This window comes from Kitasatospora sp. NPDC059146 (assembly GCF_042786665.1).
In the GTDB taxonomy this organism is placed as follows: domain Bacteria; phylum Actinomycetota; class Actinomycetes; order Streptomycetales; family Streptomycetaceae; genus Kitasatospora.
In genome coordinates this window covers 1-12,005 of record NZ_JBHZCY010000192.1, presented here as the reverse complement: position 1 = coordinate 12,005, position 12,005 = coordinate 1, and the positions used below count along the sequence as shown (strand labels likewise).

Sequence of the window (12,005 nt, the reverse complement as noted above, 5' to 3'; positions counted from 1 at the left end):
GCCTACTTCACCCACACCGCCGTCGGCCAGATCATCGACGCCACCGCCCGCAACATCGACGACTACGCCGCCGGCCGCACCAACGAGAACACCCTGGTACCGAGAGGCTGACCCTATAGAGGGCGATTCGTAAGCGCTCGCTCGAACTGGCTCGTTGAACCGATCTTGTTCGATGCGGACCTGCTTGCCGCTCAGCGATACTTGTGCCGCGGAATGGGTTGCGCAGGCCAAGGAAGCCGAGGAACGTCGCGACTGGGATGCGGCGATCACGCTGGTCAGTGCGCACGCCGAGTGCTGCTCGGCCGACACCTACGCTCATGACCACCATCGCCATGGGCATCAGCAACATGCGCCCCGCCGCCTGGTTCACGCCGTTCGACAATGTCGAAGCCCGCGACCCAAAGCGCGGCTTTCGCCGCTGACCCGAGGGGTTGAAGCGGGATGTCTGCGGGTGGGCGGAAAACCTTGAACGATATCCACCCCACAGCAGGACGAACCGCGTTGAGGCAGCCCATAAAGCCTACGGTCTCTCCGGCACCCGACATATGCGAGACCTCGAAGCCTTCGGCGTGCGCCGTCCGCACCGACGGCGCACGTCGGACAGGGAGCACCGGGTCCGCGCGGCGGGCTCAGCCGCTTCACGGACGCCCGCCGGACACCGACACAGGCTCCTATCATCGAAGTATGAGCATAGGTACGGAACTCACTTCAAAGTGGGTGATAGACGGCATACTGTGGTCAAAAGAGGACGGATTACCGGATGGCCTGACCTATCCGGCCTTCGCTCATCTGCTGGACACCGCGGCCGTCTGCCTGGCCCTGTGGGACCTGCACATGTCCGAGAGCCAACAGCGGACGTTCACCGCTGGACTGGGCCTGGATCCCGACTCCGGGACCGACCGAGGGCGAGCCAGATCACTCCTCGCCTGCTGGGCGGGCTGGCACGACATCGGGAAGATCGGCGCCTGCTTCCAGGTCAAGGTGCGTGCGGCATTTGCCCAGTTGAAAGGCTACCCGCCCCTGCCTTCGGGTGTGCGAGGCCTGTCCCACGGCGAGGCCACCCAGCTCTACCTGGCCGTACAACTCCCCTTGCACGGCTACGACGGCACCGGCGACGGTCTGCCCGTGACCGCGCCCGCACGCCGGCTAGCCCAGCTGCTCGGCGGTCACCACGGACGGATCTTCCCGCAGCCGCACCGCAACCTCCTGCGCTATCCAGCCCTCGCAGCGCGGCTGTTGGGAGAAGGACGGTGGGAGGAGCAGCGGCTTGCCCACCTGGTCGCGGTCGCGGAGACCATGGGCGCTCCGGATCCGCCGCCGGTGCTGTCGGTGGAGGCTGCGGTGCTGGCTGGGGAGGTTGTAGTGCTCGCTGACTGGCTGGCCTCTCAACGCTTCTTCGTCGTGGATCAGTTGCAGCACCTGACCGGCGCGGGGGATCCGTCGCAGGTGGTCCGGCACTGGGAGCGGGCTGTGGTGGCCGGTCCGCGATTGGTGGAGGACGCAGGTCTGGGTCTGCCGGTGTGGAAGGAGACTCCGGTGTCATGACGTTCTTCGACTGGTTCCGGTTCGAGCCGAACACGTTGCAGAAGTCGCTGTTGGATCTGCTGCACGGGTGCGCGGTGCCGGGCCGGGCGGGGCTGCTGGTGTTGATGTGGCCGACCGGGAGCGGTAAGACCGAGGGCGGTCTGTGGGCGGCGCGGTGGCTGGGCGGGCCCCGTATGGGGGTTCACCTGGCCCTGCCGTCGGTGGCCACCACCGACTCGGCGTTCCGGCGGGTCTGGCGGTGGGCGAGGCGGGCGCTGGCCGCGTCGTCGCCGGTGACGTTGGCGCACAGCCGGGCCGGACGTGGCCCGCAGGGCGCGCTGCTCAGCCACGACGACGGCGACGGGCTGGTGCTCGCGCCCGCGCCGGAGTTCCTCCAGGGCCGCGGCCGGCCAGCGCTGGCGGGGGTGACGGTCTCCACCATCGACCAAGTGCTGCTGGCGGTGCTGCGGGTCCGGCACAACGTCCTAAGGATGGGCGGTCTGACCCGCAAGGTTCTGGTGGTGGACGAGTGCCATGCCTACTACCCCTACATGCAGAGCCTGCTACGCACCGTCTTGGCCTGGTGGGGTGCGCTCGGTGTACCGGTCGTGCTGATGTCCGCCACGCTGCCGCGTTCGCTGGCCCGTTCGCTGGCCGCGGCCTACCTGTCGGGGTCCGCCCCGGGTCTGCGGTTGCCGGAGTTCCTTCCCGCCTACCCGGGGTGGTTCCACGTCGACGGCCTCACGGGTCACCCGACGGTGGAGGCGGTGGCCACCGGCCGGAAGAGGCTCCTGGCCGTGCGGTTGGTCGGTTTGCCAGGCTCGCCCCGGGCGACGCGCCGTGATGCGGTTCCGGCCTGCGACAGGGCCCGGGCCCGGGTCGTGTCGCAGCTGTTCGAGCGTGGCCGTCAGCGGCTGTGCGTGCTCACCGTGTGCAACACAGTAGCCTCCGCCCAGAACACCGTACTGGCGTTGAAGGCGTTCCTCCCCCGGGACGTCGAGGTCTTCCTCATCCACGCGCACTACCGTGAGCTGGACCGCGCCAACCTCACCACGGCGGTGGAGCTGGCCTTCGGCAAGGACCGCACCCACCGCCCCCGGCGCGCCGTGCTCGTGACGACCCAGGTCTGCGAGCAGTCACTGGACCTGGATCTGAATCGTGTGGTCACCGATCTGGCGCCGCTTCCGACGATCATCCAGCGGGCCGGCCGGGGCCGGCGCCACACCAAGCGCTCCCGCGTCCGGGTCCCGGTCACCGTGCTGATGCCACTGACCGCCGATGGTCTGCCCGACGACGGCCGGTGGGACGCGATCTACAGCACCGCCGTGGTGCGGGCCAGTCGCGAACTGATGCAAGGCCACAGGGCGATCGCGGAACCCGCAGACGTCCAGTCCCTGCTGGAAGCGCTCGAGGACCGTCTGGGCGGCAACAGCCCGGACGTGGATGTGCTGTCCCACCTGGAGGGCGAGCAGGCGATGGCGGACGCGGCCCGCCCAGTGGTCATCCCGCATCCGCGGGAGCTGGTCGACCTGTTCGACCTCACGGACCTGTCCGGGACGGACGAGGAGGCCGCCACCCGCTACCGGCTCGACAGCATCCAGATCCTCCCCCTGTGGCGCCAACCCGACGGACACCTCTCCCTGGAGCCCGACACCGACCTCCCGCTCCCGGCACGCCTGCCGCACAACTTGGAGCCGATCCGCGACCGACTGGTCTCAACCCAGCACGCCACCTGGCAGAAGCACCTCAGCGCCGACGCCCAGCCCCCGGCCGGCTGGGCGGGCGACAAGCGCCTGGGACCACTCGTCCTGCTCGTGCACCCCGCCCTGGGAGAACCTGTGCACGCCGCCGGATGGACCGTGTTCTACGACCGCTACCTGGGCCTGGTGGCCCGTCCCCCGACACCGAAGGAGTGAAGATGAACGCCCCGGCCGACGACTTCGACCTGGCGCACGGGGCCTGGATTGACTGCCGGTACCGCGACGGCACCACCCGCCGCACCGGCCTGTACGAGACGATCTCCGACGCGTCCTCGATCGCGGACCTCACCCTGCCCTATCCGATCGCCTACGGTGCCCTCTACCGGGTCGCAGCGGCCATCGCCTACCGCGTCACCGGCCTGGACCACCTGCGCACCGGTGAAAGCACCGCCAGCTGGTACCGGCGCCGCAACTCCCTCTTCGGCACCGGCTTCGACCAGCGCGCCGTCGACCGCTACTTCCGCAGGCACGCCGCCCACCTGCGCCTGTACCACGGGCGCCACCCCTTCCTCCAGGACCCGCGGCTGACCGAGGACTGCCCCCGCGCCTCAGGCATCGGAAAGCTGGTGATCGGACGCGCCGTCGGCAACGCCAGACCGTGGTTCTCCGACACCACGAGCCAAGGCCACGCGGTCCCCGTGCCCTCTGCCGAAGCGGCGCTGCAGACCCTGATGTGGGCCTACTACGGAAGCGGCGGAGCTCTGAGCACCCGCTCCCACGACGCGGTGAGCGCGCACGCCGGCTGCATGGCCGCCGTGCTGCGCGGCACCGTCGGCTACCACCCGATCGGCCCCGACCTGCACACCACGCTCCTCGCCCACCTGATCGCCCCGAACATCAACGGCGGGAGCGACCTCGCACCGTGGGAGAACCCGACACGCACCGACCCGACCCGGCCTCCCCCCTCCCCCACGGGCCCGGTCTCCCTACTCACCGCCCGCCTCCGGCACGCGATCCTCCTCGTGCCGAGCCCAGACGGCCGCTTCGCCACCGACTGCTACCTGACCTGGGGAGCGCGCAACCCGCCCCACAAGCCCGGCCGGGACCCGGGCGGGCACATCGAGCCGTTCCCGGACCCCTTCCTGTCCTACCAGCGCTCCCGCGAGAGCGGCGCCCCCTCCTCCGCAGTGAAGGGAGACGGCGGCCGGCAGCTGTTCCGCGACCTGGAGGTCCTGCTCAACGACCCTGCCACCGAGGTGCAACGGGCACCGCGCGCACCGACCCGCCCCCAGGTCCTGGCCTCCTGCGACCAGATCCCCGACGAGGTCGTGGACACCCTGCGGCTGCGCGTGGTCGGCGCCGAGCAGGACCGCGAGAAGAGCAACGACCACCAGTGGTGGACCACCACCACACCACCGCTGCTCACCCACACCGCCGCGCGCGACCCGGAAGGCGCACAGCGCATCAGCGACGCCGTCCACGAAGCCGACCTCGCCGAATGGCACCTCGACAACGCCCTGGCCGCAGCCTTCGACGACCGCCCCGCCGACGCGCGGGCCCGCAAGGCACGCATCGCCCAGCGCTTCTGGCCCCGCGCCGACACCATCTTCTGGAACCTCTACGACACCGGCCGGCTCGACGACGCCACACGCCGCATGCGCGTGGCCGCGCTGGACACCTTCGACCAGCTCACCGCCGACCTCATCCGCAACCCCTCGGCCGGCGAGCGCGTCGCCCGCGCCCGCGCCCGCCTACCCCTTCCCCCAAGGAAGGCCACGCCATGACCACCACCACGCCCACACCTCGCCGCACCCGTGCCGCGAAGTTCGTCGACCACATCGCCCACGCCATCGCCACCGACCGAGCCGCCCCCCGGGCACTGGCCAGCGGGCTCGGCCCCTGGCGGGAGCAGCAGCCCCCGGGACCGATGCACCAGTACGTCGCTCCCTGGCTGCCCCCGGGCCTACACCCGAGCCGCCAGCGCGCGTACTACACCGTCGCTGCCCTGATGAGCTGCGCGAACCGTTCCGGCACCGGCTCACGGATCAGCATCGGCACGGCTCTTGGACACGCCTCGACGCACATGTCCCCCGCCACCACGCGGCACCAGTTGAACCGGCTCGTCCGGCCGAACCCCGACGGCCCGTACGCGGACCTGCGCGGCGCCGTGCGCCTCACCGACAACGCCGGCGTCCCCCTCGACTGGGCCCGCCTGCTCGCCGAACTCGACAGCTGGCACTTCGACGGCCCCCGCACCTGCACCACCTGGCAACAGGACTACTTCCGCGCCATCAAGCAGCACGACCATCACGAGAGAAGCGACGATCATGACTGACACCCCGGTGCCTGCAGCCTTCCTGGACATCCACGTCCTGCAAACCATCCCACTGTCCGGGCTGAACCTCGACGGCGACGGCTGTCCGAAGTCCGTCGTGCTCGGCGGAGCAACCCGCGCGCGCATCAGCGCCTACTCCAAGAAGCGCCCCGTGCGACTGCACGTCGAAGAAGCCCTCCCCGACCAGGCATCCGTACGCACCCGCCGACTCGTCCACGAGGTCCGCGACCTGCTCGTCAGGGAAGAAGGCTGGAACGAGGAACTCGCGACGTTCACGGCGCTCGACGTCTTCACCGCCGCCAGCAGCGGACAGATGTCCCTGGGCAGCTCCACCGACGACATCCAGGCGAAGGACCCCCTGGCCACCGCCGCCCTCATCTACACCCCCACCACCACGGCCCACCGCATGGCGGCCACCGCCGCCGAGCGCAAGCACGACTACGAGATCGCCCTCAAGGAAGCCGAAGCCAGCACCGCGAAGCCCCAAAGCGGCCGAGCCTCGAAGAAGAAGGACAAGGAACAGGAAGAAGCAGGCGGCACCGTCACCAACCCGGCAGATCTCGAAGGACTGCTCGCCAGCGCCAACGCCTCGATCGCCCTGCTCGGCCGGACCCTCATGGAGATCAACGGCGCCGAACGCGACGCCTGTGTCCAGGTCGCCTCCGCCTTCACCACCCACGAGGCCAACATCGAGATCGACTTCTTCGTCGCGGTCGACGACTACGCCGCCAAGACCCAGGACGTGCCCAGCGTCGGCCTGATCGGCGACCAGCGCCTCGTCGCCGGCACCTTCTACATGTACTCCACCATCGCCCTGCGGTCCTTCGCCGACGCCATCGACAACGACCTCGTCCTCGCACGAGCGGTCTGCCGCGCCTACATCGACGGGTTCATCCACACCCTGCCGAAGACCGGCCAGACCAGCTCGGCCGCTTGGACCCTGCCCGACCTCGTCCACCTCGCCGTGCGCACCGACCGGCCCGTCAACCTCTCCACCGCCTTCGACAACCCCGTCACCGGCCGCCAGGGCCACGCCGACCCCTCCATCGCCCGCCTGTCCGACTACGCGAAGGCGATCCAGCGCCTGACGGCCGGCCGCGGCCTCGTCCACTCCGTCCACGCCTACACCGGCACCACCAAGCTCCCCGGACTCGGCACCCGCGTCGACACCTTCGACCGGGCCATCGAGTCCGCCCTCGACGCCGCCTTCGGGACCACGCCATGAGCACCCGTCAGGCCCTCGTCCTGCGCCTCACCGCCCCCATGCAGTCCTGGGGGGTCCGCGGGGGCTTCACCGACTACCGCGACACCGCCTCCCACCCCACCCGTTCCGGCGTCATCGGCTTCCTGGGCGCCGCCCTGGGCCAGCCCCGCGACGAAGCCCCCGGGCCGCTCGCCGCCCTCGACATCGCCGTCCGCGTCGACCGGCCCGGCAGCCCCATGGAGGACTACCACACCATCGGCGGCCAAAGCCCCGCCGAGGTCGTCCCCTGCGCAGACGGCGGACGGCGCGCCGGTGCCGTCATCACCCACCGCGCCTACCTCGCCGACGCCTCCTTCACCGTCGTCCTCACCGGCCCCGCCGCCCTCCTACGAAAAGCCTCCGACGCCCTCGACCACCCCGTCCACCCGCCCTACCTCGGACGCCGCGCCTGCCCCCCGGCCGCCCCCTACAACCTCGGCATCCAGCACGGCAGCGTCACCCACATCCTCAAAACCGCCCCCCTCGACCAAGAACCCCCACGCGCCGGCGAACCCGTGACCGTCGACGTCATCACCACCATCGCCCCCGGCGACCCGCGCGCCACCCACACCCTCAACGACGACCCCCAGGGCGCCCGCCACTTCGCCGAGCGAGCCGTCGCCCGCTCCACCCTCACCCTGCCCGCCGCGCTGTGCACCGGCCGCGACGCCGCCACCCGGTACACCCGGCTCCACGAATACCGCTACGGCCCACAACCCGAACCCCCGGAGGCACGATCATGACCACCGCCCACCTCACCGAGATCCGGCTCGACACCACCTCCCGCGACGTCCAGGCCGACCTACGCCACGGCGGACTCGGCTTCCACCGCCGCACCGAACGCCTCTTCCTGCCCGACGGCTACACCGCCCCCAGCACCAGCAGCACCGGACCCCGCCCCAGCCTCGGACTCCTCTGGCGCCTCGACACCACCCGCACTGGCCTGCAGCTCCTCATCCAATCCACCGACCCCCCTGACCTCACCAGCCTCCCCGACCACTACGGCACCACCCGCACCAGCGCACTCGGCCCCTTCCTCGACCACCTCACCACCGGCCAACACGTCCACTACCGCCTCACCGCCTGCCCGGTCCACTGGGCCCGCGACAAGACCACCGGCAAACCCCTGCGCAACCGCATCCCCTGCACCGGCCCCGACATCACCCACTGGTGGACCCGCCGCGCCCCAGACCTAGGCCTCGCCCCCTACACCACCAGCACCTTCCAACTCACCCCCGTCACCGGCGTCGCCGACCACAACCCCCGTATGCGCCTGCCCCTCACCCGCTACGACGGCCTCGCCACCATCACCGACCCCACCCACCTCCGCACCGCCATCCTCCAAGGCATCGGACGAGCCAAAGCCTTCGGCGCCGGCCTCCTCACCCTCGCCCCACCCAACTGACTTAGCGGCCTAAGCTCCTTGACAACTGAACAGAGCAACGCCGACACGCCCGCAACACCGCAGCTCACGAAGGGTCCACCCCGCGCGGCCGGGGGTGTGCCGCCCTCCCCGGTGACGTCGGCCGAGCGGGTACGGTCCACCCCGCGCGGCCGGGGGTGTGCCAGGGAGGCAGCCTCGGCGGGGGTCATCAGCTCAGTCCACCCCGCGCGGCCGGGGGTGTGCCATCAGGTAGAGCGAACGGTCGTGCGGCAGCAGCGTCCACCCCGCGCGGCCGGGGGTGTGCCCCCCACCGCCCTGGTACGGCTGTAGCCCCGGCGGTCCACCCCGCGCGGCCGGGGGTGTGCCCAGAATCCAGTCCTCGGCCGGGGGCACGGGGGGTCCACCCCGCGCGGCCGGGGGTGTGCCCGGCCTGGCCCAGGCCTACCGGGTCGGCGCCGGGTCCACCCCGCGCGGCCGGGGGTGTGCCCGTCCAGGCCGGACTCCAGGCCCGCGATCGCCTGTCCACCCCGCGCGGCCGGGGGTGTGCCCTCGCCGATCAGGTCGCGTACGTAGTTGGCCTGGTCCACCCCGCGGCCGGGGGTGTGCCGGCGTACAGTTCGTCGTGGCTGGCGCGGGCGGAGTCCATCCCGCGCGGCCGGGGGTGTGCCGGCGTACAGTTCGTCGTGGCTGGCGCGGGCGGAGTCCATCCCGCGCGGCCGGGGGTGTGCCCACCTTCGACCTATCCCTGGGCAACTACCAGGGGTCCACCCCGCGCGGCCGGGGGTGTTCCGACGTCGAGACCCGTGGTTTCCGTGTCCAGGGCGTCCGCCCCGCGCGGCCGGGGGTGTGCCCGGCCTGCAGCGCCTCACCGCCCGGGTCCCGTGGTCCACCCCGCGCGACCGGGGGTGTGCCCGAGTGGGACAGCAGCCGTCCTTTCACCGAGCAGTCCACCCCGCGCGGCCGGGTGGTGTGCCCCGCCGGTACTTGGTGCGGGTCAGCTGCGACAGGTCCACCCCGCGCGGCTGGGGGTGTGCCCCTTCCGATCCCCCGCCAGAGCGTCAAGACCGCGTCCACCCCGCGCGGCCGGGGGTGTGCCCTGAGTTCCGTACCCGTTCATGGTGTTCAGAAGGTCCGCCCCACACAGCCGGGGGTGTACCTGCCTAATTCGGCGGCACCATGGAGCGCGCGCAGTTCGCCCCGCGCGGCTGGGGGTGTGCCCTCGATGACGCCCAGGCCCTAATGCCTCACCGTGTCCGCCCCGCGTGGCCGGGGGTGTGTCAAGGTCACGGAACCCGGTCGATACCTCTTCGCCGTCAACCCCTCACGGCCGGGGGTGTTCTCGTCTGCCTGCAGAGCGATCAACCAGGACGGCGCGTCCACCCCAAGCGGTTGGGGGTGTGCCACTGGCCCGTCCTATTTCAGGTGCAGTTTCTCCCGTCTGCCCCGGGCAACCGGGGGTGTGCCCTACGGGTTCGCGATCACCGAACCGGACATGCAGCCCGCCCCGTTGGCCGTGGGCGAGCCCATCGGCGACTTCCGTACCCCGATAGGCCTGTTGACCGCCCCGCACAGCTGGGGGTGTGCCCTTGATGGCGTACCAGGGGGCGGTGACGCACTGGTCCGCCCCGTTCGGCCGGGGGTGTGCCGCGCGACCACTCGTGCTGCGGGGTGCCGTCGATGTTTGCCCCGTTCAGCCGGGGTGTGCCGTGGGAGGTCCGCTGACACGACGGGCGGCGCCAGCCCGTCAGTCGGGTCACGACTCGGCATCTGCGGTCCCTTTCTCCTGCTCGCCGGGCTCGGAGCGGCGGCCGGTCGCCGAGCCAGCCCGGTCGCCCGATCCGTACGGTCCGAAGGGCCCAAGCTCACCGGGCCGTCGGGCGCCCAGCAGTGGGCCTGCTCCCTTGTGTCGGAATTCGCCTGCCAGCACCCCGCGGCCTCCGCGCACTCGTGGTCGTCGGCCGATTCTCCCACTCGCACCGTCGCGGCGATGGTCACTGTGCGTAGATGATCACGGGTTGCGTGCAGATCCCCGAGCGGGCCTGCGGAAGCATCCGGGAGGCGGCACGCAACGCCTCCCCCGCGAGGTCACGAATTCGGCTGACGTCTTGACAGATCCGGGAGCGGTCGCTCAACTGCCCGAAAACATGGCCGGATTGCGTCATGGAGTGTCGGAAAATCGTTGGTCACGATTCAGCCTCGGTCACCGTGGGTAGTCAATTTCGAGGTGCGAAATGGCCTTTGAGAGGCCTCTCGATCCCCGAATGCGACCACCTTGGGGTCCCTTGGTCCCCAACCGCATGCGAACAACTGCTTGTTGAATCTGACGCTATGTCATGCAAAAGCCCGCTGACCTGGGGTATCTCCCGGCCAACGGCCTTTCCGACTCACGTCGGGACGACAGGATTTGAATCTGCGACCCCTTGACCCCCAGTTTAGTAGGGATATCCTATTACCCCTCAAAATGCGCTCACGCACACGTCGTGCGTGTGCAGACGAGCATGATTCGCGCACCTCGCGCAGCAGCGGGCATGACGTGTGGTCCCCAGCTGGTCCCCAGGCCAGGGCCTTAACGGAGGGTCCGGGTGGCGTTCATGGCTCAAGCGTAGCGCCACCCCGGCCATCAATCCCAGTGATTCCGGCAGGTCGCCCAAAGACCCATCGAACAGAATCCAAGGAGTGCCGGGAGAAATCAATCCGGCCCAGGCCGGCCTCCAGCCAGAGAATGGTCACCAGAAATCCCACTCCGCCAATTCCGTGTGGCCTCGCAGGAATTCTCGGCGCCCGCCACCGCCCACTTCGACGACCGGTCCGAGGCTCGGCGCCACGCACCGCACGTGCTCCGGGTTGTACGAGCCCGACAACCCACGGCCCACCGGCAGACCCCTACCTCCCGGGCGGCGGCCACTCTTCCGAGCGGCGACCCCGTACGCGCCGACGCTGCGCGATCAAGCTGCCCTACCCACCGAACCTGCTCCGCGATCACCCTCGCGGCATGTCGCCAGCGCGTGTCCCGGCCAGTCGATCTTGCCGTGCTCCACGCCCCGCCCCGCACGCTCTGCCGCCACATCCGTCACTCCCACCACTCTGGACACGCCAACACCATCTGGTTCGAGGAGGAGTTCCATGGCGCAGCGTCCCAAGCGGGGCAGGGTGTACCGCAGGTGCGGGTGCAAGGACGGCACCAGCGGGAAACAGTTGGGTTCGTGGTGTCCGCGGCTGGCTGCCGACACCACGCACGGGCGGTGGACGTACGCGGTGGACCTGGCGCCGGAGGACGGCAAGCGCCGCACCCGGCGGCGGGGCGGGTTCACGAGCCGGGCGGAGGCGGCCCGGGAGATGGCGCGGGTGCTGGATGCCGAGCACCGGGGCGTGTACGAGCACCGGACGCTGCGCGTCGGGCTGTTCCTGTACGAGTGGCTGGAGTCGAAGCGGCCCGGGCTGGCCCCGAACACCTGGGCAGGCTACCGGGCGTGCATCGAGCGCGACCTGGTCCCCGCGTTCGGCGGCATGCTGCTCGTCGACCTCCGCCCCAAGCACGTCGACGCCTGGGTGAGCACGCAGCTCGCCGCCGGCCGCGGGCGCACCACCGTTCACCACGCGGTGGCCATGTTTTGCAACGCCCTGAACCACGGGGTGCGGACGTGGCGGCTGCGCTACAACCCGGCCGAGCACTCCGTGCCGCCCAAGCCCCGCGCCGCCGAGCGCGTCTGCTGGACGCCCTCTGAGAGGGTGTTCGGTAGGGGAATCCCCCCAACTGTCCGGCTTTCACTGGCGCGGCACGGACTCGGTTCCAGGATCCCGTAGCGGCCGGGCCCGCGT

The 12,005-nt window shown here is 70.7% G+C and carries 8 protein-coding genes, 1 pseudogene and 1 CRISPR repeat array; all 9 genes and pseudogenes read left to right on the top strand.

Translation table 11 applies throughout. From position 1 onward, the window contains the following. A pseudogene (locus ACFXPX_RS41565) lies at positions 1-111 on the top strand (2-hydroxyacid dehydrogenase); the annotation flags it as partial. 573 nt (positions 112-684) lie between these two features. Beyond that, positions 685-1,545 carry a CRISPR-associated endonuclease Cas3'' gene (locus ACFXPX_RS41560; protein WP_380644936.1) on the top strand — a complete coding sequence of 287 codons (861 nt, stop codon included), beginning with the start codon at positions 685-687 and terminating at the stop codon, positions 1,543-1,545. Further along, positions 1,542-3,440 carry a CRISPR-associated helicase Cas3' gene (cas3, locus tag ACFXPX_RS41555; RefSeq protein ID WP_380644935.1) on the top strand — a complete coding sequence of 633 codons (1,899 nt, stop codon included), beginning with the start codon at positions 1,542-1,544 and terminating at the stop codon, positions 3,438-3,440. The genes ACFXPX_RS41560 and cas3 overlap by 4 nt, the downstream gene beginning before the upstream one ends. Before the next feature lie 2 nt (positions 3,441-3,442). Beyond that, on the top strand, positions 3,443-5,008 hold the full coding sequence (casA, locus tag ACFXPX_RS41550; RefSeq protein ID WP_380644934.1) for a type I-E CRISPR-associated protein Cse1/CasA: 1,566 nt from the start codon (positions 3,443-3,445) through the stop codon (positions 5,006-5,008). Then, a complete protein-coding gene (gene casB, locus ACFXPX_RS41545) occupies positions 5,005-5,559 on the top strand; it encodes a type I-E CRISPR-associated protein Cse2/CasB (protein ID WP_380644933.1) in 555 nt (184 codons plus the stop codon). The genes casA and casB overlap by 4 nt, the downstream gene beginning before the upstream one ends. Continuing rightward, entirely contained in the window at positions 5,552-6,784 is a 1,233-nt protein-coding gene (gene cas7e / locus ACFXPX_RS41540) for a type I-E CRISPR-associated protein Cas7/Cse4/CasC (protein WP_380644932.1), read from the top strand. The genes casB and cas7e overlap by 8 nt, the downstream gene beginning before the upstream one ends. Further along, positions 6,781-7,545: a type I-E CRISPR-associated protein Cas5/CasD gene (gene cas5e, locus ACFXPX_RS41535; protein WP_380644931.1), complete on the top strand. Its 765-nt coding sequence runs from the start codon at positions 6,781-6,783 to the stop codon at positions 7,543-7,545. Before cas7e ends, cas5e begins: the two co-directional genes overlap by 4 nt. Next, positions 7,542-8,207, top strand: a complete 666-nt coding sequence (locus ACFXPX_RS41530; RefSeq protein WP_380644930.1) for a type I-E CRISPR-associated protein Cas6/Cse3/CasE — start codon at positions 7,542-7,544, stop codon at positions 8,205-8,207. Before cas5e ends, ACFXPX_RS41530 begins: the two co-directional genes overlap by 4 nt. A gap of 73 nt (positions 8,208-8,280) precedes the next feature. Further along, a CRISPR array of direct repeats spans positions 8,281-9,526; the repeat unit is 28 nt; unit sequence GTCCACCCCGCGCGGCCGGGGGTGTGCC. 1,783 nt (positions 9,527-11,309) lie between these two features. Next, the gene (locus tag ACFXPX_RS41525; protein WP_380644929.1) at positions 11,310-11,990 is read left to right on the top strand and encodes an Arm DNA-binding domain-containing protein; all 681 of its coding nucleotides are present in this window, start codon (positions 11,310-11,312) and stop codon (positions 11,988-11,990) included. The last annotated feature ends 15 nt before the right edge of the window (positions 11,991-12,005 follow it).

Excerpts from the sequence above, each read along its gene's own strand:
- ACFXPX_RS41560 (WP_380644936.1), top strand. The coding sequence starts at position 685 with ATGAGCATAGGTACGGAACTCACTTCAAAGTGGGTGATAGACGGCATA.
- cas3 (WP_380644935.1), top strand. The coding sequence starts at position 1,542 with ATGACGTTCTTCGACTGGTTCCGGTTCGAGCCGAACACGTTGCAGAAG.
- casA (WP_380644934.1), top strand. The coding sequence starts at position 3,443 with ATGAACGCCCCGGCCGACGACTTCGACCTGGCGCACGGGGCCTGGATT.
- casB (WP_380644933.1), top strand. The coding sequence starts at position 5,005 with ATGACCACCACCACGCCCACACCTCGCCGCACCCGTGCCGCGAAGTTC.
- cas7e (WP_380644932.1), top strand. The coding sequence starts at position 5,552 with ATGACTGACACCCCGGTGCCTGCAGCCTTCCTGGACATCCACGTCCTG.
- cas5e (WP_380644931.1), top strand. The coding sequence starts at position 6,781 with ATGAGCACCCGTCAGGCCCTCGTCCTGCGCCTCACCGCCCCCATGCAG.
- ACFXPX_RS41530 (WP_380644930.1), top strand. The coding sequence starts at position 7,542 with ATGACCACCGCCCACCTCACCGAGATCCGGCTCGACACCACCTCCCGC.
- ACFXPX_RS41525 (WP_380644929.1), top strand. The coding sequence starts at position 11,310 with ATGGCGCAGCGTCCCAAGCGGGGCAGGGTGTACCGCAGGTGCGGGTGC.